The following is a 20,177-nucleotide window of genomic DNA, read 5'->3' on the forward strand; positions in this document are numbered from 1 at the left end:
GGCACGTCGCCGCACAGCCGTCTCCATCCTCACTGGGCACCGCCCAAATCGCGCGAAACCGCCTGTGCCGCATCACGAACCTGCGTGATGAGCGCGGGGCGGAGGCGAAGCTGGCCGTCGCAGAGGTGGTCGATCGGGCCGGTGATGCCCATCGCGCCGACGACGAGGCCACCCCGCGCCCGGATCGGTGCGCCGATACCTGCTTCACCGGAACGGTATTCGCCGATCTCCCCGGCCCAGCCGGTGCGGCGCACCTCGGTCAGGGCGCGCCCCAGGGCGGGCCGGTCGGTGATGGTGCGGTGTGTCAGTGCGGGCAGATCGGCGTCGCGAACCACGGCGGCGAGTTCGGAATCGTAGGCCAGCAACACTTTTCCGAGCGCGGTCGCGTACGGCGGCAGCACTTCACCGAGTTCGAGCGCCTGCGAGGTGTTGTCCGGCCGGAAGACGTGGTGGATCACCCGCACCGCACCGTGCACCGGCGCGGCGATGCGCACCGATTCGCCGCTGCGCGCGGCCAGTGCGTCGGCCCGGTTGATCGCCCGCGAGCGCAGCTCGTTGGCGTCAAGGTAGCCCGCGCCCAGCTCGCCCAGCGCCGATCCGAGCTGATACTTGCCGGTGACCGCGTCCTGCTCGACGAAGCCCACACCCTGCAAGGTCTTCAGAATCCCGTGCGCGGTCGGTTTGGCCAGCCCCAGCGCGGCCGCGATCTCCCCGACTCCCATGCGCCCGGATCCGCGTGCGAGCAGGCGCAGCATGGCCGCTGCGCGCTCGATCGACTGAATCGGGCCGGGCATGTTCGTAACCTATCAGCAAACCGTTCGGCATTGTCGAACGCGCACCCTGTCGGTGACACCCTCCACTTCGTAACGTGGTCCTCGGGCCCGGCCGCAACCGGTCTCACCAGGGATTACGGACTCAACGACGAGTATCCGGAAAGGGACCGCGATGACGCAGTACGTCGGAGCCATCGACCAAGGCACGACCTCCACGCGCTTCATGGTGTTCGATCACGGCGGTGCGGTGGTTGCCCGCCATCAACTCGAACATGAGCAGATCATGCCGCGCGCCGGCTGGGTGGAACACAATCCGGACGAGATCTGGGAACGCACCCGCACCGTCATCAAGAGCGCCCTGGCCGGGGCCGGACTCACGGCGAAGGATCTCACCGCCGTCGGCGTCACCAATCAGCGCGAGACCACCATCGTGTGGAACCGCCGCACCGGACGCCCCTACTACAACGCCATCGTCTGGCAGGACACCCGCACCGACCGCATCATCAAGGAGATCGAGCAGGCCGGGCACGGCGATCTCATCAGGCAGCGCGCCGGACTGCCGCCCGCACCGTACTTCTCCGGCGGCAAACTGAAGTGGATTCTCGAAAACGTCCCGGGCGTAAGGGAAGACGCCGAACGCGGTGACGCGCTGTTCGGCACCCCCGACACCTGGTTGATCTGGAATCTCACCGGCGGTGTGCGCGACGGCGTGCACGTCACCGATCCCACCAATGCCTCACGCACCATGCTGATGGATCTCGAAACCCTGGACTGGGACCAGGAATTGCTGTCGGTGTTCGGGATTCCGCGCGCCATGCTGCCCGCCATCGCACCCTCCTCCAACCCGGAGAGCTTCGGCACCACCAATCCGGACGGGCCGTTCAAGGGCGCGGTGAAGATCGCCGGTGTGCTGGGCGATCAGCAGGCCGCCACCGTCGGGCAGGTGTGCTTCCGGCCCGGTGAGGCCAAAAACACCTACGGCACAGGGAATTTCCTGATGCTGAATACCGGTACCGATATTGTGCACTCCAAGCACGGCCTGCTCACCACCGTCGCCTACCAGTTCGGCGACGAGAAGCCGGTGTACGCGCTCGAAGGATCGATCGCGGTCACCGGATCGGCCGTGCAGTGGTTGCGCGATCAGCTCGGAATCATCTCCGGCGCATCGCAAATCGAGCGATTGGCCAGTCAGGTCAGCGATACCGGCGGCGTGTACTTCGTGCCCGCGTTCTCCGGACTGTTCGCGCCGTACTGGCGGCCGGACGCGCGCGGCGCGATCCTGGGCCTGTCCCGCTACAGCAATAACGCCCACCTGGCCAGGGCCACACTGGAATCCATCTGCTACCAGACCCGCGATGTGGTCGAGGCCATGCAGCGCGACTCCGGGGTGAAGCTGGAGACGCTGCGCGTCGACGGCGGCGTCACCTCCAACGAACTCGCCATGCAGATTCAAGCCGACTTCCTCGGCGTGCCGGTCTCGCGGCCGATGGTGCCCGAGACCACCGCGCTCGGCGCGGCCTACGCGGCCGGACTGGCCGTCGGATTCTGGAACAACACAGACGAACTCGTCGCCAACTGGCACGAGGACAAACGCTGGCAGCCTGCCTTTTCCGAGCAGCAGCGCGAGCGCGGGTACGCCCGCTGGCTCAAAGCCGTGTCACGAACGCTCGACTGGGTCGATATCGATGACGATGACTGATCGCCAGGACTGCTCCATGACTGCCCGTGTTCAAGCACCGATGAACCGATAACAAGGAGATTTTCGTGTCCGCACAACTGGATCCCGCCTACCGCACCCGGGCCATCGATGCGCTCGGCGACACCGAGATCGACGTCCTCGTGATCGGTGGCGGCGTGACCGGCGCGGGAGCGGCCCTGGACGCCGCCTCGCGCGGACTGTCCGTCACCCTGGTGGAGGCGCGCGATTTCGCCGCCGGCACCTCCAGCCGGTCGTCCAAACTCATCCACGGTGGCCTGCGCTACCTCGAACAGCTCGATTTCGCTTTGGTCCGTGAGGCTTTGAAGGAGCGCGGGCTGCTGCTGAACAAGCTGGCCCCACACCTGGTTCATCCGGTGCCGTTCCTGTTCCCGCTCCAGCATCGCGTCTGGGAGCGCGCCTACATCGGCGCGGGCGTGGCGCTGTACGACACCCTCGGCGGAGCACGCGCGGTGCCCATGCACCGGCATCTGACCCGCACGGGCGCACTGGAATTGGCCCCGGCGCTCAAGGATGACGCCATGACCGGGGCGATCAAGTACTACGACGCCCAGGTCGACGATGCCCGGCACACCATGACTTTGGCGCGCACCGCCGCCCAGCACGGCGCGACCGTGCTCACCCGGACCAAGGTCACCGGACTGCTGCGTGACGGCGAGAAGGTCGTCGGCGCGAAGGTGATGGATCGGGAAACCGGTCTGGAACACACGATTCGGGCGCGCACCGTGATCAGTGCGACCGGCGTGTGGACCGATGACATGATCAAGATGACCGGCGTGGAATTCCCGTTCCACGTGCGCATGTCCAAGGGCGTGCACATCATGGTGCCGCGCGAGCGGCTGAACATGAACACCGGTCTGATCATGCGCACCGAGAAGTCCGTGCTGTTCGTGATCCCGTGGGCCGAGCACTGGATCATCGGCACCACCGATACCGACTGGTCGCTGGACAAGAACCATCCGACCGCCAGCGCCGCCGATGTGCAGTACATCCTCGACCACATCAATTCGCTGCTGCGCGAACCGCTCACGCGGGCGGATATCGTCGGCACCTACGCCGGACTGCGGCCGCTCATGACCGGCGCGAACAAGGAGACCTCCAAGCTCTCGCGTGAGCACGCGGTCGCCGAACCCGCCCCCGGCCTGTTCGTCATCGCGGGCGGCAAGTACACCACCTACCGGGTGATGGCCGCCGATGTGGTCGACGCCGCCGCCGCGCGCCTGGGCAGTGACGCGCCCGTCTCGGTCACCGCGGATCTGCCGCTGCTCGGTGCGGTCGGCTACCAGGACATGCTCGGCGATATCGACGAGGTCGCGGCTCGCGCCGAACTCCCCGTCGAGACCGTGCGCCATCTGCTCGGCCGCTACGGTTCGCTCACCGAGAGCATGTTCGACCTCATCGCCGCGGTTCCCGCACTGCGCGAACCGATTCCGGGCGCGGAGGACTACCTGGCCGCCGAGGCCGTCTACGCCGCCACCCACGAGGGTGCACTGCACCTCGACGACATCATGACCCGCCGCACCCGCATCTCCATCGAGGTGCCGGACCGCGGCCTGAAGGCGGCCCCGGAAATCGCCCGCCTCATCGCCCCGCACCTGGGCTGGGACTCCGACCGCACCAACGCGGAGATCAACCAGTACTACGACCGCGTCCACGCCGAACTCGCCGCCAACGAGGCGAATGACGACGAGGCCGCCAACGCCGCGCGACTGCTCGCGGTGAGCTAGCGCCGTCGCAACAAGTGGACAGGGGTGCCGCCGGAATACGGCGGCACCCCTGTCCACGTTGTCGATCCTGATGGTCGACGATTGGGGCATGGTGGTCACTACGTATGAAGCCGATGTGTTCGAGCGCTCCCGGGGGCGGCTCGAGGCGATCGCCTATCGGCTGCTCGGGTCGGCCGGTGATGCCGAGGACGCGGTGCAGGATGCCTATCTGCGCTGGCACGCGGCGGACCGGGAACTGATCGAGGTGCCCGAGGCGTGGCTGACCAAGGTGCTCACCAATCTGTGCCTGACCCAGCTCACCTCGGCGCGGGCGCGGCGGGAAACCTATGTGGGGCAGTGGCTTCCGGAGCCGGTGCTGGCCGGGGATCCCATGCTCGGCCCGGCCGACACCGTGGAACAGCGCGAATCGGTGTCGATCGCCATGCTCACCGTGATGGAGCGGCTCTCGCCCAATGAGCGCGCGGTGTACGTGCTGCGCGAGGCGTTCGGGCATTCGCATCGCGAGATCGCGGCGATCCTGGACATCACCGAATCGAATTGCCAGCAGCTGTATCGGCGGGCGAAACAGCATGTCGGAGCGGAGAAATCGCGCGTCGAGGTGGATTCGGCGGCCGCGCGCAAGGTCGTCGAGGAGTTCCTCGCCGCGGTGCTGAGCGGGGATACCGAACCGCTCATCCGCCTGCTCACCGCCGACGCGGTCAGCATCGCCGACGGCGGCAGCACGGTTCCGGCGCGCCGGACCCCCGTCAATGGCGCGCTCGCCATCGCCCGCTACCTGCGCGATATCTTCCGGTCCACCCCGGCCAAGGTCGCCTTCGTCGGCGGCGAACCGACGTTCTACGCCGCCGAGATCAACGGCGGCCCGGCGGTGCTGGTCGAGGTCGACGGGCGGGTCTACGGCATTTTCAGCCTGGACGCGACCCCGGAAGGAGTCGTGGGGATCAACATTCAGGTCAACCCCGACAAGCTGGCGCGCCTCACCCGGCAATGGGCGGCGACCGAGCAGCGTCAGCCCCTCGCCGGGAGCTGGTGACCCACATCACATCCGAGTTCTGTCAGGGATCGCGCCGCCATCCAGTTCAGGTGGTGTCGCAATCACGAAGGAGCTCACCATGAACCACCGCATCGTCGTCCTCGGCGCCGGATACGCCGGAGCCACCGCCGCCGGACGCCTCGCCAAGCGGCTGCACCGCGCTGACGTCGAGATCACCCTCGTCAACGGTGATGCCGATTTCGTCGAGCGGGTGCGGTTGCACCAGCTCGCGAGTGGACAGGAATTGAAGCACCGGCCGCTGAGCGGCATGTTCGCCGGCACCGGGGTGCGGGTGCAGGTGGCGCTGGTCGATGCCATCGATGTCGAGGCCAAGACGGTCGCCGTCATCGGCGAGGACGGCTCGGAGACCCTGGCCTATGACACCCTCGTCTACGCCCTGGGCAGCACCGTCGCCGACTACGGCGTTCCGGGCGTCACCGAGTACGCCCACAATGTCGCGAGCAAGCGGGCCGCGCTGGCGTTGCGTGCTCGACTGAGTGAATTGACTTCGGGCGCAACCGTTCTGATCGCCGGTGGCGGTCTGACCGGTATCGAGGCCGCCAGCGAGATCGCCGAGGCCCGGCCGGATCTCGATATCGCCATCGCGGCGCGCGGTGGTGTCGGCGACTGGCTGAGCGAGCAGGCCCGGCGGTACCTGCGCACCGCCCTGGATCGGCTCGGCGTCACCGTGCACGAGCACACCGATATCGCCCGGGTCGGCGCGAACAGCGTGGAAACCGCCGCGGGCGAGGTGATTCCGGCACAGGTCACGGTGTGGACCGCGGGATTCGCGGTGCACCCGATCGCGGCCGCCAGCACCCTCGAGGTCTCCGATAGCGGCCGGATCGTCGTCGACGGCACCATGCGTTCGGTCTCGCACCCGGACGTGTACGCCTTCGGCGATGCCGCGCACGTCGCGGGGGTCGGCGGCAAGACGCTGCGAATGGGCTGCGCCACAGCGACTCCCATGGCCTGGCAGGGCTCGGACGCCCTCGCCGCGCGCCTGACCGGCCGGGAAGTTCCCGAGGCCCCGATCGGCTACAACACGCAGTGCATCAGCCTGGGCCGCCGAGATGCCCTGGTGCAGAAGGTGACCGATGAGGATCAGCCCACGGACAAGATCTTCACCGGGCGTACGGGCGTGCGCATCAAGCAGCTCATCTGCGCGGCGGCCGCGTGGAGCGTCGCGCACCCGACCATGATGCTGCCGAGCCGTCGCCGCCGCATCGTGGTGACCACCTCGGTCACCGCGTGATCAAGGCAGCAGGCGCTGCTCCTTCGCCACCGCGACCGCGGCCGCGCGCGTGTCCACGGCGAGCTTGTCGTAGATGCGGCCGAGGTGGGTTTTGACGGTGGCCTCGGAAATGTGCAGGGCGCGAGCGATTTCGCGATTGCCGAGTCCGCGCGAGAGCTGGGCGAGGATATCCAGTTCGCGCGCGGTCAAGGTGGGACGCGGATTGCGCATCTGCGCCATGACACGATGCGCCACCGGCGGCGACAACGCCGTCTTCCCCTGTGCCGCAGCGTGAATCGCGGCGAACAGCTCCTCCGGACTCTCGGCTTTCAACAGATATCCCGTCGCCCCGGCGGCAATGGCACGGGCGATATCCGCATCGGTGTCATAGGTGGTAAGCACCAGCACCCGCGGTGTGGGAGCGGCGAATTCGGTAATCCGCCGGGTCGCCTCCGCACCATCCATATCGCCGCCGAGTTGCAGATCCATCAGCACCACCTCCGGCCGCAGCCGCTCGGCCAGCGCAACCGCCTCGGGACCACTGCCCGCCTCGCCGATAACCTCGATCCCCGCCGCACTCGACAACAGGGCCAGCAGACCGGCCCGCACCACCGCGTGGTCATCACAGATCACCAGGCGCACAGCCGAATCCGTCATGACGACTCCAATGGGATCGCGGCGGAGAGCACAGTGCCCTCCCCCGGCGCGGATTCAATGGTCACCGTGCCGCCGAACTGACGCACCCGGGCGCGAATCGCCGGAAGCCCGTGCCCGCGTTCCGGTTCGGACGTGAGCCGCGCCGGATCGAACCCGCACCCGTCATCGGCGATATCCAGCACCACCTGATCATCCAGATAGGTCAGCGTGATGGTGGCGATAGCCGCGCCCGCGTGCTCCCGCACATTCGCCAACGCCCCCTGTGCGATTCGCAGCAGTGTCGACTCCACCCGCGCGGGCAGATCCGCGGGCGTCCCGTCGAACTGGAGGTTCACCGTCAGCCCGCCCATCGGGGCGGCGGGCTCCCCGGCACCGGTCTCACGCGCCGCCAGCGTGCGCAAAGCCGCCGCGAGCGAACCGTTCTCGGCCAACTCGGCCGGAGCCAGATCGTGCACGAATCGACGTGCCTCGGCGAGATTGCGATCCGCGATCCCGGCTGCGGTGCGCACATGCTCCCATGCCCGTCCCGAATCCTGTTCCCACACCAGCTCCGCCGCCTGCAACAGCATTCGCTGACTCGAGAGCCCCTGCGCCAGGGTGTCGTGTATCTCCATGGCCAGCCGCCCCCGCTCCTCCAGCATCCCCTCGCGCCGTTCGATCCCGGCCAGCTCCGCCCTGGTCCGCACCAGATCCGCGATGAGTGCGGCCTGCCGTTCGGTCTGTCGCCGCATGTACACGAAGACGGAGATGACGATCGCCGCCACCGCGGGCGGGGCAAGCAGCAGATTCGGATCCAGCCAACCGGCCAGCCGAATCTGCGTGCACACCACCAACGCGGTCAGTGGCACCGACAGCGCCAGCGCCGCCCGCTGCGGCAGGATGCGCAGCGCGAGGAACAGCAACGGCACCGCGCACCAGGCGAAGCTCGGCCCCAGCACCACCAGTACCGCCCACACCGCGACCACGGACCCGAACCAGACTGTGCGCCACGGCCGTAACGGATGGTCGGGACGGTCGCGGTGGCGGTCCGATCGGGCGTCGAGTGCGTAGAGCACGGCCAGCAGCACCGAGAGCGCGATGACCCAGGACGCGCGCGGAGTGTCATGGTGCCGGATCAGGAAGCGGGCCAGCGAGGCGGCCAGCAGTACATAGAACGCGGCATCCATCACCAGACCGAGGCGACGAGCATCGACTCCCGCACCGTCGAAACCCCGACCCGCACCGAACAAGTCGTGACGCTCGGCATCAGCTGCACGAGTCGCGCCGGGCGCGTCGTAACGCTCGACATCACCGCCACCGATCACGCCGGACGAGTCGTGACGCTCGACAACACCACCGGCGATCACGCCGGACGCGTCGTGACGCTCGGCGTCACCACCGGCGATCATGCCGGGCGAGTCGCGGCGCTCGGTGTCACGGCCGACGCCCTGAACCGGCGGATCGGAGCGCTTGGCGACATGGCTCGAAGGTGCGCGGTCGGACTCTGGACCTCGGGTGCGGTGACCGTCACCGGGAGTGGATCGTGACAATTACGCACCTCCTCGGGGCAGATCGGGAGCCGGGCGGAAATCCGGCAAACAGTGTCATTGTGCCTGGTTCGGATGGATGCGCGGGTCAACCGATCGGCTGATACGGGGGTCGGCCGGGTGGGGCTTGGAAGGTAGCCGAGACGCGGATGGCAGGCGGGGATCGGGCTCGCAGGATTGATGGCAGCGAGCCGGTCGGCTCGGATCGAGTTCGAGCGTGAGGAAATGGCATGGGCGGCAAGGGTGTATCGGTGCGGAACCGGATTCTGGTCGGCGGGGTGGCCGCGGTGGCGGTGACCGCCGGGGTGGTCGGGGTGGTGGCGTCCAATGCGGACAGCACCGAGCCGGGTGTGAAAGCACCCGTTGTGGCGGACGCGTCGGACACGAACGTGCAGCAGAGCACCCATCTCACGGTTGCCGCCGCGACCAAGGCCGCACAGGCCGCGCTGGATGCGGCGAAGCAGGAGAATCAGCGGGTCAGTGTGGCCGTGGTGGATCGGGACGGGAACACCATCGTGGTGTTGCGCGGGGACGGCGCGGGACCGCAGTCGTTCGAATCGGCTCGGCAGAAGGCGTTTACGGCCGTGTCGTGGAATGCGCCGACCTCGCAGCTGGCCGGGCGGTTGCAGAGCGCACCGCAGCTGGCGGCCATTCCGGGGACGCTGTTCCTGGCCGGTGGCGCACCCGTCGATGCCAAGGGCGCGCCGATCGCCGGTATCGGGGTGGCGGGCGCGCCGAGCGGTGATCAGGACGAGAAGTTCGCCCAGGCGGGTGCGGCCGTACTCGGTCACTGACACCCGTTCCTGGGAGTCACCAACGCGTGTTCCTGGAGATTTGCCGAAGTTCAAACCGTAGAGTCTGATCAGGTATGGCCGCAGCAGCGGAAGAACACCCGATCGGAGGTCATCCATGAACTTCAGCGAGATATTCGTGAGTGAAGCACTCGGCACCGGGATACTCATCCTGCTCGGCGCGGGCGTCGTAGCCAACGCATTGCTCACCAAATCCAAGGGCTTCGACGGCGGCTGGCTGCTCATCACCTTCGGCTGGGGTCTCGGTGTTTTCGGCGGCGTCTACGTCGCCTACAAGACCGGCGGTCATCTCAATCCCGCTGTCACCATCGGCAATCTGTTCGCCGGGGCCGAGGAATACGCACCGGGCATACCGGTGAACTTCGGCAATACCGTCGCCTACCTCACCGGTCAGCTGGCCGGCGCGTTCGTCGGGGCGTGCGCCGCGTTCGTCGCGTACAAGCGGCATTTCGACGAGGAACCCGATGAGGCCAAGAAGCTGGCGGTGTTCTCCACCGGTCCCGCCATCCGCTCGTACCGGTGGAATTTCCTGACCGAGGTCATCGCCACCTTCGCGCTGGTATTCGTGATCCTGGCCTTCGGGCACACCCCCAGCGGGCTCGGACCGCTGGCGGCGGCGCTGCTGGTGGTCGGCATCGGCGCATCGCTGGGCGGACCCACCGGATACGCCATCAACCCCGCGCGCGACCTCGGCCCGCGCATCGCCTACGCGCTGCTGCCCACCGGCCGCCCGATGAATGTGCTCCCGCAACGGGTTCCGGCCGACCTGAACGCGGGTGGCGGAGCGGCCGAGCGGGTGGAGGAGCAATTGCCCGCACATCCGGGCTCGCGGCACAAGAACGCGGACTGGGCCTACGCCTGGGTTCCGGTGCTCGGACCGCTGGTCGGCGGCGCGCTCGCGGGCCTGGTGGCCCAGCTCTACCTCTGATTCGCCCCTCCCCGGGGAGCGAATGTCGGTGCGGCTTGCTAGCTTTCGCGGCGTAAACGTTGACCGAAGCTTGGAGCGCGGCGCATGACCACCGGGGAAACCACCTATCTGGAACTGTCGGAAGACAGCGGTTCGGCACACAAGTTCTACGAGGTCGTGGTGGCGGACACCCAGGTGACCATTCGCTTCGGCCGGATCGGCGAAACCGGCCAGGTCCGGGTCAGTTCCTTTGCCACCGTGGACAAGGCACGCGCCGCGGCCGCCAAGAAGCTCGGCGAGAAGGTGCGCAAGGGGTACGCGCCCGCCGTCATGGGCGCGCGGGCCGCGCGACCGGTCACCCGGCGCGCCATCGTCTCCCAGCGTTCCACCGCGAAGAAGGCCCCGGTGCTGTGGACCTTCGATTCGGGTGCGGCCGCCTTCGGCATCTTCGTCGACGAGCAGCACTGCTGGGTCGGCAATGAGAGCGGCGATGTCTTCACGCTCACCCCGGCGGGTGAGGTGACCGGCCGCTTCCGGCTCCCGGACGCGGTGAAATGCATTGTGGCCGACGACTTCTGGATCTACGCGGGCTGCGATGACGGCCGCGTCTACGATCTGTCCGGCAAGGTGCCGCGCGCCGCCTACGATATCGCCGCCAATGTCGACATCTACTGGCTCGACATCCACGACGGCATTCTCGGCGTCTCGGATCGCAAGGGCGGGCTCACCGTCATCGACCACGAGGAGGAATCGTTGTGGTCGCGCCAGAGCAATGGCGATTCCGGCTGGATGGTGCGCATCGACGATGACGGTGTCTACCACGGGCATTCGAAGGGCGTCACCCGCTACGACCTGGAGAGCGGCAATAACGAATGGCAGGTGCGCACCGACGGCGCGGTGCTGTTCGGCTGGCAGGAGGCCGACGCGGTGTACGCGGGCACCAGCCGCAATCAGGTGCGCATGGTGGCCAAGAACGGGCAGTCCGATCGCGGCTACCAGTGCGATGCGATGGTGTTCTCCTGCGCCACTTCACCGGATGGGCGCTACGTCTTCGCCGGTGACAACTACTCCTCGGTGTACTGCTTCGACTCCAGCGGTCAGCGACTGTGGAAGCTGGGCACCGGCTGCGGTTCGGCGTACTCCATGCAGTACCACGACGAGAAGCTGTACCTGGTCACCACCAATGGTTCACTGGCCTGTCTGGATGTGAGCGAGGCCGCCATCCACGACGCCGAACAGGGCGTACTGCCGCAGACGCTTTCGGTGAAGGCGCCCGAGATCTCCGCCGTAACCCCCAGTGCGACAGTCGAACTGGCCGTCGACGCGGGCGACGGCATCGTCGTCGAATGCATTCAGGACGGGGCCAACCTGCGCGTGCACGTGGTCTCCGCCGGATATCAGCGCGGCTGGAACGTGCAGTTCCCCCGCGATATTCGCGAAGCCGGGGCGCGCTACGTGGTCGATTCGGTATCGGAATCCGCCCGCGGCGGCTTCTACCGCGTGCGCGGCGATATCCGCCGCCTGCGCTGAATCAGATACCGAGACTGAACAATTCACCCGGGGTCGCACCGAGATCGGTGAAATGACTCTGGGTGACGGTCAGGAACAGCGCGCGCGAGGTGGCGATGACGGTATCGCCGTCGGTGAGCACCGCGTCGATGAACATCTTGCGACCCTCGCGCGCGGTCAATTGCGAAGTAACCACGAATTCCCGGCCCAGTCGGGCCGGGGCGCGGAAGTTCACGTCCAGATTCACCGTGACCGCGGGCTGGCGCAGCGGGAACAGGATCGATCCGGACGCCTCGTCCAGGGCCGCGGCCACAATGCCGCCGTGCGCGACCCCGGGCGCGCCCTGATGCCGCTCATCCATGGTGAACGTCCCGCGCACGGTGTCCCCGCGCCGCTCGAACACCATGCGCGGGGAGGCCGGATTCGACGGGCCGCAGCCGAAACACCCGTGGTGGTGCGGCGGAAACGGGCCATCGGCAAACAGGTCACCGAGCGGCAGCGCTGCCGATTCGCGATCGTGTTCCATCTTTGAAAGTTAACCCAGATTCGAATCCAAAGCGAGTGCCGCCACCCTCCGTCATCCCGGCATGCTCTCGGCCGGGATCCACACGAAGCGGCGCATCAGCCGAGGGTGTGGATCCCGGCCAAAAGCGCGCCGGGATGACGAGAGACGTTGCGATAGCGGGAGAGCCTCAGCGGCTCTTGGACTTACCCGATTTCGCTTTGCCGTGGCCGTTGGTGGAATGGCCCTTGTCGATCGAGGCGATGGTGCCCTCGCTGGTTTTGGCTCCGTCGCGATGTACGGCCTCGATGACCAGGCCGTTGTCGTCGGCGTCGATGCGGACCGTATCGCCCGCGCCGAGCGCGCCGTCCAGGATCTGTTTGGCCAGGGCGTTGTCCATCTGCTTCTGCACGGTACGGCGCAGTGGGCGCGCGCCGAATTCGGGCTGATAGCCGGTGTCGGCGAGCCAGTCCATGGCCTTATCGGTGACATCGAGTTCGATGTCCTGACCGCGCAGGCGACGGCGGGTGCCGTCCAGCACCAGATCGACGATATCGCGCAGCTGCGCGCGGTCCAGGCGGTGGAAGACGATCTGCTCGTCGAGGCGGTTGAGGAACTCGGGGCGGAAGTGCCGGCGCAGCCTTTCCTCCAGCTGCGGCGTAATCGATTCCAGGTCACCGTCTTTCGCGGCCAGGATGATATCCGAGCCGATATTGCTGGTGAGGATCACGATGGTGTTCTTGAAATCCACCGTGCGACCCTTGGAATCGGTGACCCGGCCGTCGTCGAGCAGTTGCAGCAGCACATTGAACACATCCGGGTGCGCCTTCTCCACCTCGTCGAACAGGATGACCGAATACGGCTGGCGGCGCACCTTATCGGTGAGCTGCGCGGCATCGTCATAGCCGACGTATCCGGGTGGCGCGCCGACCAGCCTGGATACCGTGTGCTTCTCCTGGAATTCGCTCATATCGAAGCGGATGAGCCGGTCCTCGTCACCGAATACCGCCTGCGCCAACGCTTTCGCGAGCTCGGTCTTGCCGACGCCGGTGGGGCCCAGGAACAGGAAGGAGCCGATCGGCCGATTCGGGTCCTTGAGTCCGGCGCGCGCCCGGCGCACCGCCTCGGCCACCGCGACAATCGCCTCCTCCTGCCCGACCACCCGCTTATGCAGCACCTCTTCGAGTTTCAGCAGTTTCTGCCGTTCCTCGACGGTGAGATCGGCGACCGGAATACCGGTCTGGCGCGAGATCACCTCGGCGATATCGGTGACGGTCACCTGCTGCACCTCGGCGGGAGCCGCGTCACCCGAGCCGGAATCCTTTTCCGCCTTGGCGATTTCGTCCTTGAGCTTGTTCGCCCTGGCGTAGTCCTCACCGGCGACGGCGGCATCCTTCTCCCGGCGCAGGCTCGCCAGCCGCTCCTGATTCTCACGCGCCTCGGGATCCAGTGTGCGCGTGCGCAATCGGACGCGCGCACCGGCCTGATCGACCAGATCGATGGCCTTGTCCGGCATGAACCGGTCGGTCAGATAGCGATCGGACAGTTCGGCCGCCGCGATCAGCGCCTCGTCCTCGTAGTGCACCTGATGGTGTTCCTCGTACACATCGACCAGACCGCGCAGGATTTCGATGGTGTCGGTGACCGACGGCTCGGACACCATGACCGGCTGGAAGCGCCGCTCCAGCGCGGCATCCTTCTCGATGTACTTGCGATATTCGTCGATGGTGGTCGCGCCGATGCAGTGCAGTTCACCGCGCGCCAGTGCGGGTTTGAGCAGATTGCCCGCGTCCATCGCGCCCTCACCGCCGCCGCCCGCGCCGACGATGGTGTGCAGCTCATCGATGAAGATCACCAATTCCTCGGAGTGCGCGCGCACTTCGTCGAGGATCTTGGTGAGCCGCTCCTCGAATTCGCCGCGATACTTGCTGCCCGCCACCAATGAACCCACGTCCAGCGCAATGACGCGACGGCCCGCGAGCGTCTCGGGCACATCGCCATTCACGATGCGCTGGGCCAGGCCCTCCACGATGGCGGTCTTGCCGACGCCGGGATCGCCGATGAGCACCGGATTGTTCTTGCGCCGCCGGGACAGGATCTCCACGGTCTGCTCGATCTCCTGGGCGCGGCCCACCACCGGATCCACCTTGCCCGCGCGCGCCTCGGCGGTGAGGTCGCGGCCGTACTCGTCCAGGGTGGGGGTATCGCTGGGTTCCTTGGGCGCGTTGGCCGTCGGGAGTTTGCCCGCGCCCGCGAGGGCCTGTGCGGCCGGGGTGTCCGGGCTGGCCGCGATGCCGAGCAGGATGTGTTCCGGACCGATATAGCTGCTGCCCGCCTCGGCCGCGCTGCGTTGCGCGTTGCGCAGGGCGGCCTTGGCCGCCGGACTCAATGCCAGCGCGTGCCCGCCCCCGTGCGCGCCGATGCCGCTACCCGCGGCGGCGCGCATCTGTTCGCGCAATTGTTCCGGGTCCCGGCCGATTTCGGCGATGATGCTGGTCGCCGGTTCGGTGCCCGCAGCCGCGTAGAGCAGGTGTTCGGGGGTGATCTCGGCGCTGCCCCAGTCGTGCGCCGCCGCCCGTGCGCCGTCCACCACCGCCTTGGCGCTTTCGCTCAGCAACCGCGTCAGATCGATGCGCTGTACCGGCGGCTGGGCCGTCATACCGGACCCGAAGAAACGCTCGAAGATATCGTCGATGGAGTCGAAGGAGCCCCTGGAACTTGGCCAACCCTGAGTCATTGTCACCTCGTGGCATCAGGCGGGCGCGCCCGTTTCACGGCAGCCAGGACGCGCCAGCATACGAATGGCGAACTCGCATCCACACTAGCGACCGGGCTCGAAACGGCAAGGGACCGTGACTCGTTTGTGTTCAGTTCCCGGCGGTCACTCCGCGCCGGCGCCCACCGGAGCGAATGGCGCGTAATCGCGGACGTGGCCCTCGGTCCAATCCCAGAGCGACATCGGATCCACCGCGACGCCGCGCTGCAGAATCAATCGCCAACTGTGGTCCTGCTTCTCCCAGATATCGCCGTCACGATCGACGTAGAAGCCGTCCGCGGCGGGCTCGACACCGCTTTCTCCGAATCCGCCGGGGAAATCGCTTTGCTCCAACATGCCGGACACCCTCTTCCTCAGGTTCGCTTCCACCCGAAAGTATCCGGCACGCCACTTCCGATTCACTTCCGGTGGGGTTGCACGGCGGGCGAATACCGTATGCCCGGCAAACAATGTTCCTTAGCACGGGATTCGGGCCGCGCTCGGGCATGGTCATAACTATCCGACAACTATTGCGCAAACTTTTGGCATCTTCGAGTTTTTGCGAGATAGTGCTCTTCTTGCGGCGAACGTCCAGTTTGCTTTCGGGGTGTCAGGAGGGTGGATGACGGGGCCGGAGATACGGGTGCTCGGCCCGCTGCGCCTGACCCTCGGCGGCGAGCGGATTCCGCTCGGAACGCCCATGCAGCGGGCCGTACTCGGGCGGCTGATCGTGGCACGCGGACAGGCCGTTCCCGCCGAACGGCTGGTGGATGACCTGTGGGCGGGGGTGCCGCCACCCAAGGCCGCCTCGGTATTGCAGGTGCATATCCACAATCTGCGGCGGCTGTTCGAACCGGATCGGGCACGCCGCGCCCCCTCCCGATACATTGTGTCCGAATCGTCCGGTTATGCCTTGAAAATCGCTGAGAACGCCGTGGACGCATGGCAATTCGAACAGCAACTGCGGACCTATCAGGAACTGATCAGCAATCCCGAGACCCGGCCCGCACCCGGTGAGCGCAACGCGCTGCTGGAAACCGTGCTCGCACAATGGCACGGACCCGCGCTGGAAGCCTTCGCCGACTTCGAATGGGCTGCCGCGGAAGCGGACCGGCTCACCGATCTGCGGCTCACCGCGGTCGAACTCAATGCGCAGGCGAAACTGGAACTGGGGCGGGCAGGTGAGGTCGTCATCGAACTGCGCGCGCTCTTCGACGAACACCCGGGACGTGAGGAACTCGTCCGGCTGCTCGCCACCGCGCAATATCAGCAGGGCCAGCAATTGGAGGCGCTCACCACAATTCGGCGCTCCCGAGAATTCCTCAGCGACGAATTCGGCGTCGACCCGGGACCGGGACTGCGGCATCTGGAGACCGCGATCCTCACCCATGCCGCCGAACTCACCGTTCCCGGCGGACTGCTCACCGTCGCCGAGGCCGCCGAACCGCATCCGGCCGCCGTCGGTTACTTTCCCGAAACCCCTTCCGCCACCGGCTACTCCGCCGAACTCTCCGAACTGCTCACCCTCTCCGAGAGCGCCCGGGCCGGGCGATTGCGACTGGCCTGGATCTCCGGTGAGGCCGGAATCGGCAAAACCACCCTCGCCGAGAGCGCACTCTCCGCGTTGACCGCCACCGGCTGGATCGCCGCCACCGGCAACTGCCCGGAAATCGACGGCGCGCCCATGGGCTGGGCCTGGACCGAAATCGGCGCGACGCTGGACAGCGCCGCGGCACAACAGTTTCCGGGCGGTAGCGATTTCGCCCGGGTAGGAGTGATCGGCGACGGCCATGTCGATAAAGCCGGGTCGACGGGAGCGATGCCCGATAGCACCGTCGGCGGAGCCGACCAGGCGGGAACGCCCGACGACGACCACAGCGGTGCGACCGGACTGACGGAAACGCCTCGTAACGGCGGCAAAAGCGGAAACGGTCAACCGGGGGTAGTGCTCCCCGGCGAGGCCGAGGACGCGTTCACGCTGTCGCGGCGACTGGCGCAATCATGTAGGCAGGCGGCTGGTTTCGGGCCGGTGGTCCTGCTGCTGGAGAATGTGCACCGCGCCGACGCGGCGACCTTGCAGGTGCTGCGGCAGGTGGTGCACTGGTTACGGGATGAGCCGGTGCTGGTGATCGTGACCGCCCGGCGGTCCGAGGCCGGGCCGCAGGTGCGCGATACCGCTGCCGCGCTGGCACGGTCCACCGCCGTGCATATGGAGTTGAACGGATTGGATCAGGCGGGCACGCGACAGGTCGCGGAGGCGTCGGGGCTGACGCCGCTGGGGCCGGAGACGTTGGCGCAGTTACACGGCCGCACCGGCGGGAATCCGCTGTTCGTGCGGGAGCTGGCCAAGCTGCTGGCGGCGCACGGGAGTATCGAACAGGTTCCGGAATCCATTCGGGAGATCGTCGGCAATCGCATCGCGCGCCTGCCCGCCGGTGTCACCGAAGTGCTGCAACACATTTCGATCTGGGGCAGCGGAATGGAGCTGGGGCTGCTCAGCCGCGCGAGTGGGCTGGGACAGGATGCCCTCATCGATCTGCTCGCCGCCGCCGAGGCCGCGGGGTTGGTGAGCACCGACAGCACCGGCGGCATCCGATTCGTGCACGCCCTCATTCGCGATGCCGTCTACCTCGGCATACCGCCGCTGCGCCGCGGCCGAATGCATTGGGCGGCACTGGAACTGCTCCGCTCTCAGGCCGATTCCCAGCCCGCCCTCGCCCGCGACCCGGATGTGCTGGCCCGGCACGCCATCCTCGGCGCAAGCACCGAAACAGCCAGGGCCGCAATAGAATATGTGCTCACCGCGGCCCGACGCCGCACCACCCAGCGCAATCGCGCGGAATGCGTGCGCCTGCTCCACGCCGCCGTGGAACTCCACGAACTGGCGGGCGATACCGCCGAACACGCGGAATACGCCGACCGCGTCGCACTCCTGGACACCCGTTGCGCCCTGGTCACCGCCCTGGCCTACGACAACCTGCACCGCGAGGCCCGCGCCGAACGCGCTCGCGCCGTCACCCTGGCCGAAACCCTCGGCTCCCCCCGCCTGCGCACCAAAGCCCTCACCTGCTGGCGTGCCCCCGTCATCTGGGCCATCCGAGAATGGCGCACCCCCGACCACCGGGTACGCCAAGCTCTCTCCCGCGCCCTGGCCCCGTACGGCATCGCGTATCCCGCCGCGTCCTGGACCACCGAGTCGGATGTCGAAACCCCTTCGGCACGCCGATCAGCACCCGAGCACGGCGGCGAAGCGACCTTCGAGCGAGGCCGATTCCCCGCGGCCGCCGCCGAGATGGCCGCGACGGCGCGGCAGTCGACGGGGCCGGGTTCCGCACCAGGACAATCGATCCGATCGGGCGGCGGTTCGGGCTCCGCGCAGGGGCAGGGGGCTCGACGGGTCGGCACTGTGGGCTCCACGCCCGGCGCATCGGCTCGAGCCGGCAGCGAAATCGGTTCCGCGACCGGATGGCCGGGCGAGACTGTCGGCGAAATCCATTACGCTCCTGATCAATTCGTGCCGGAGATGGATTTGTCCGGGCATCGGTTGCGGGCTTCGGCAGCGGATTGGGGTGCCGCCGAAGGGCTTTCGCTGGAGGAGTTGGTGCGGCTGTTGATCGCCGCCACGTTCGAGGCGGGGCTGGAGGAGTACGAGGCGGGGCAGCGGCTGGCGCGGGAGGCGCTGAAGTTGGCGCGCACGCTCGGGGATACCGAATTGTTCTGTGCGGCGGTCAATGCGGTGACGTATCTGGAGTACGACTACGGGGTGGACTTCTTCGCGTTGATCGCGGAGTTGGAGCTGGTGGCGGCGGGGGCGGGGCTGGCCGAGTACCAGGCCGTCGCGCACTACATGGGATACCGGGCGGCGGTGGCGCGATCGGATCTGCGTGAGGCCGGACGCCTGGCGGCACAGGCGGTGGAGCTGGCCGATGAGGGGCAGCTACAGCCGCTGCTGGATCTGGTCAGCTGTTTCGCGGCGAGCCTGGAACTGCTACGCGGCGAGGTGGAACCCGCCGAGCGACTGTACGAGCAATTCGGCAGGCGGATAACGCGTTCGGGAATCGCGAACGCGGCGGAGGCGAAGCTGTTCTGCGCGCTCGCGATCGGTTGGGCACGCGCCGATCTGTCCGTGCTGGTGGGCCGCCTGGGCGAAACGTACACGCTACTGCCGGGCACCTTCGGCCAGGCGTACGCGCTGGCTCTCGTCCACGCCGGTGACCTGGACCGGGCACGCGCGGTCTACGCCGAGACCGCCGGGGTGCGCGAGGAGATGTATCCGATGCTGATGTCCGCGCTGCGGGCGCACACCGCCATCGCACTGGGCGAAACGGACGATATCGCGGCGCTCTATGAATACCTTTTGCCGCATTCGGGCGCGATCATCGGCAGTGAAACCAGTATGGCCTCGTTCGGCCCCGTGGACGCGGTGCTGGCCACGCTCGCGCAGGCGCTCGGCGATACCGCCGCGGCGGCCGCGCATCGGGAACGCGCCCGGCGGCAACTCGAGCGAATCCGCACCGAACTTCCGATAGCGGGAAATTCGCTACTTCGCCTTGCTTAACATCTGCGGTCCGAAATATCCGGATGGAATGACTGCAGCCGGTGACCAGTGGTCACCGGCTGCCGCCGAATTTCCCTACGGGCGAGGGTTAATCGCCCGGTATTACTTCGCCCGCTGGTAAGCATCGACGATCTCGGCCGGGATGCGGCCACGCGAGGAGACCTGATGGCCCTGCGCGCGCGCCCACTCCCGGATCGCGGTGCTTTCCTCCCGGTCCACGGCCGGACGCGTACGTCCGCCCGCGGCCGTGACCTTGCGCTGCTTGGAACGACCGACCTTGCGGGCCTTCTCGGTCCAGGGTTCGAGAGACTCCCGCAGCTTGCCGGCATTCTTGATCGACAGATCGATCTCGTAGTCCAAGCCGTCGATCGAGAAAAAGACTGTCTCGTCGGCCTTCGATTCGCCGTCGTAGTCGTCAACCAGCGTTACGGTGACTTTCTTCGCCATGGACTGCCCTTCCACGTAGA

Annotated in this window: 16 protein-coding genes; 9 read left to right on the forward strand and 7 right to left on the reverse strand. The window is 67.3% G+C overall.

Features of this window, described 5'->3' with window-relative positions; genetic code table 11:
• Positions 1-29: 29 nt before the first annotated feature.
• The gene (locus ACFVUS_RS42045; RefSeq protein ID WP_387780555.1) at positions 30-794 is read right to left on the reverse strand and encodes an IclR family transcriptional regulator; all 765 of its coding nucleotides are present in this window, start codon (positions 792-794) and stop codon (positions 30-32) included.
• Between the two features lie 151 nt (positions 795-945).
• On the opposite strand from ACFVUS_RS42045, the gene glpK reads away from it, so the two are divergent.
• From glpK to ACFVUS_RS42065, 4 genes are all read left to right on the forward strand, one after another.
• Entirely contained in the window at positions 946-2,472 is a 1,527-nt protein-coding gene (glpK, locus tag ACFVUS_RS42050) for a glycerol kinase GlpK (RefSeq protein WP_387780558.1), read from the forward strand.
• Positions 2,473-2,537: 65 nt separating this feature from the next.
• Positions 2,538-4,217: a glycerol-3-phosphate dehydrogenase gene (gene glpD, locus ACFVUS_RS42055; RefSeq protein ID WP_387780561.1), complete on the forward strand. Its 1,680-nt coding sequence runs from the start codon at positions 2,538-2,540 to the stop codon at positions 4,215-4,217.
• An 88-nt stretch (positions 4,218-4,305) separates the two neighbouring features.
• Positions 4,306-5,250 (forward strand): RNA polymerase sigma factor SigJ, encoded by a 945-nt coding sequence (sigJ, locus tag ACFVUS_RS42060; RefSeq protein WP_387780564.1) that lies wholly within the window; start codon positions 4,306-4,308, stop codon positions 5,248-5,250.
• A gap of 79 nt (positions 5,251-5,329) precedes the next feature.
• A complete protein-coding gene (locus ACFVUS_RS42065; protein ID WP_387780567.1) occupies positions 5,330-6,505 on the forward strand; it encodes an NAD(P)/FAD-dependent oxidoreductase in 1,176 nt (391 codons plus the stop codon).
• Here the strand turns inward: ACFVUS_RS42065 and ACFVUS_RS42070 are convergent, their stop codons facing one another.
• Together ACFVUS_RS42070 and ACFVUS_RS42075 are read right to left on the reverse strand one after the other, a co-directional pair.
• Complete coding sequence (locus ACFVUS_RS42070) at positions 6,506-7,141, reverse strand: response regulator (RefSeq protein ID WP_387780570.1); 636 nt, start codon at positions 7,139-7,141, stop codon at positions 6,506-6,508. It abuts the gene before it with no gap.
• Positions 7,138-8,370, reverse strand: coding sequence for a sensor histidine kinase (locus ACFVUS_RS42075; RefSeq protein ID WP_387780573.1), 1,233 nt, complete (start codon positions 8,368-8,370; stop codon positions 7,138-7,140). The genes ACFVUS_RS42070 and ACFVUS_RS42075 overlap by 4 nt, the downstream gene beginning before the upstream one ends.
• Positions 8,371-8,373: 3 nt before the next feature.
• Between ACFVUS_RS42075 and ACFVUS_RS42080 the strand changes: the two genes are divergently transcribed.
• The 4 genes from ACFVUS_RS42080 (at position 8,374) to ACFVUS_RS42095 (ending at position 11,916) form a co-directional block, all read left to right on the forward strand.
• On the forward strand, positions 8,374-8,667 hold the full coding sequence (locus ACFVUS_RS42080; protein WP_387780576.1) for a hypothetical protein: 294 nt from the start codon (positions 8,374-8,376) through the stop codon (positions 8,665-8,667).
• 230 nt (positions 8,668-8,897) lie between these two features.
• On the forward strand, positions 8,898-9,461 hold the full coding sequence (locus ACFVUS_RS42085) for a heme-binding protein (protein WP_387780579.1): 564 nt from the start codon (positions 8,898-8,900) through the stop codon (positions 9,459-9,461).
• A 115-nt stretch (positions 9,462-9,576) separates the two neighbouring features.
• Complete coding sequence (locus ACFVUS_RS42090; protein WP_387780582.1) at positions 9,577-10,407, forward strand: MIP/aquaporin family protein; 831 nt, start codon at positions 9,577-9,579, stop codon at positions 10,405-10,407.
• A gap of 84 nt (positions 10,408-10,491) precedes the next feature.
• The gene (locus tag ACFVUS_RS42095; RefSeq protein ID WP_387780585.1) at positions 10,492-11,916 is read left to right on the forward strand and encodes a WGR domain-containing protein; all 1,425 of its coding nucleotides are present in this window, start codon (positions 10,492-10,494) and stop codon (positions 11,914-11,916) included.
• Between the two features lies 1 nt (position 11,917).
• On the opposite strand, the gene ACFVUS_RS42100 is transcribed toward ACFVUS_RS42095, so the two are convergent.
• The 3 genes from ACFVUS_RS42100 to ACFVUS_RS42110 all read right to left on the reverse strand — a co-directional run bounded on the left by ACFVUS_RS42100 (position 11,918) and on the right by ACFVUS_RS42110 (position 15,509).
• Positions 11,918-12,421 carry a PaaI family thioesterase gene (locus tag ACFVUS_RS42100; RefSeq protein ID WP_375955731.1) on the reverse strand — a complete coding sequence of 168 codons (504 nt, stop codon included), beginning with the start codon at positions 12,419-12,421 and terminating at the stop codon, positions 11,918-11,920.
• Between the two features lie 166 nt (positions 12,422-12,587).
• Positions 12,588-15,134 carry an ATP-dependent Clp protease ATP-binding subunit gene (locus ACFVUS_RS42105; RefSeq protein ID WP_387780588.1) on the reverse strand — a complete coding sequence of 849 codons (2,547 nt, stop codon included), beginning with the start codon at positions 15,132-15,134 and terminating at the stop codon, positions 12,588-12,590.
• A gap of 144 nt (positions 15,135-15,278) precedes the next feature.
• Positions 15,279-15,509: a hypothetical protein gene (locus tag ACFVUS_RS42110; protein ID WP_387780591.1), complete on the reverse strand. Its 231-nt coding sequence runs from the start codon at positions 15,507-15,509 to the stop codon at positions 15,279-15,281.
• A gap of 265 nt (positions 15,510-15,774) precedes the next feature.
• On the opposite strand from ACFVUS_RS42110, the gene ACFVUS_RS42115 reads away from it, so the two are divergent.
• Positions 15,775-19,710 (forward strand): BTAD domain-containing putative transcriptional regulator, encoded by a 3,936-nt coding sequence (locus tag ACFVUS_RS42115; RefSeq protein WP_387780594.1) that lies wholly within the window; start codon positions 15,775-15,777, stop codon positions 19,708-19,710.
• 102 nt (positions 19,711-19,812) lie between these two features.
• Here ACFVUS_RS42115 and ACFVUS_RS42120 read toward each other — a convergent pair whose 3' ends face one another.
• A complete protein-coding gene (locus tag ACFVUS_RS42120; RefSeq protein ID WP_364628725.1) occupies positions 19,813-20,157 on the reverse strand; it encodes an Lsr2 family protein in 345 nt (114 codons plus the stop codon).
• Positions 20,158-20,177 lie beyond the last annotated feature (20 nt).

It is taken from the genome of Nocardia sp. NPDC058058, from assembly GCF_042885355.1.
GTDB lineage: Bacteria > Actinomycetota > Actinomycetes > Mycobacteriales > Mycobacteriaceae > Nocardia.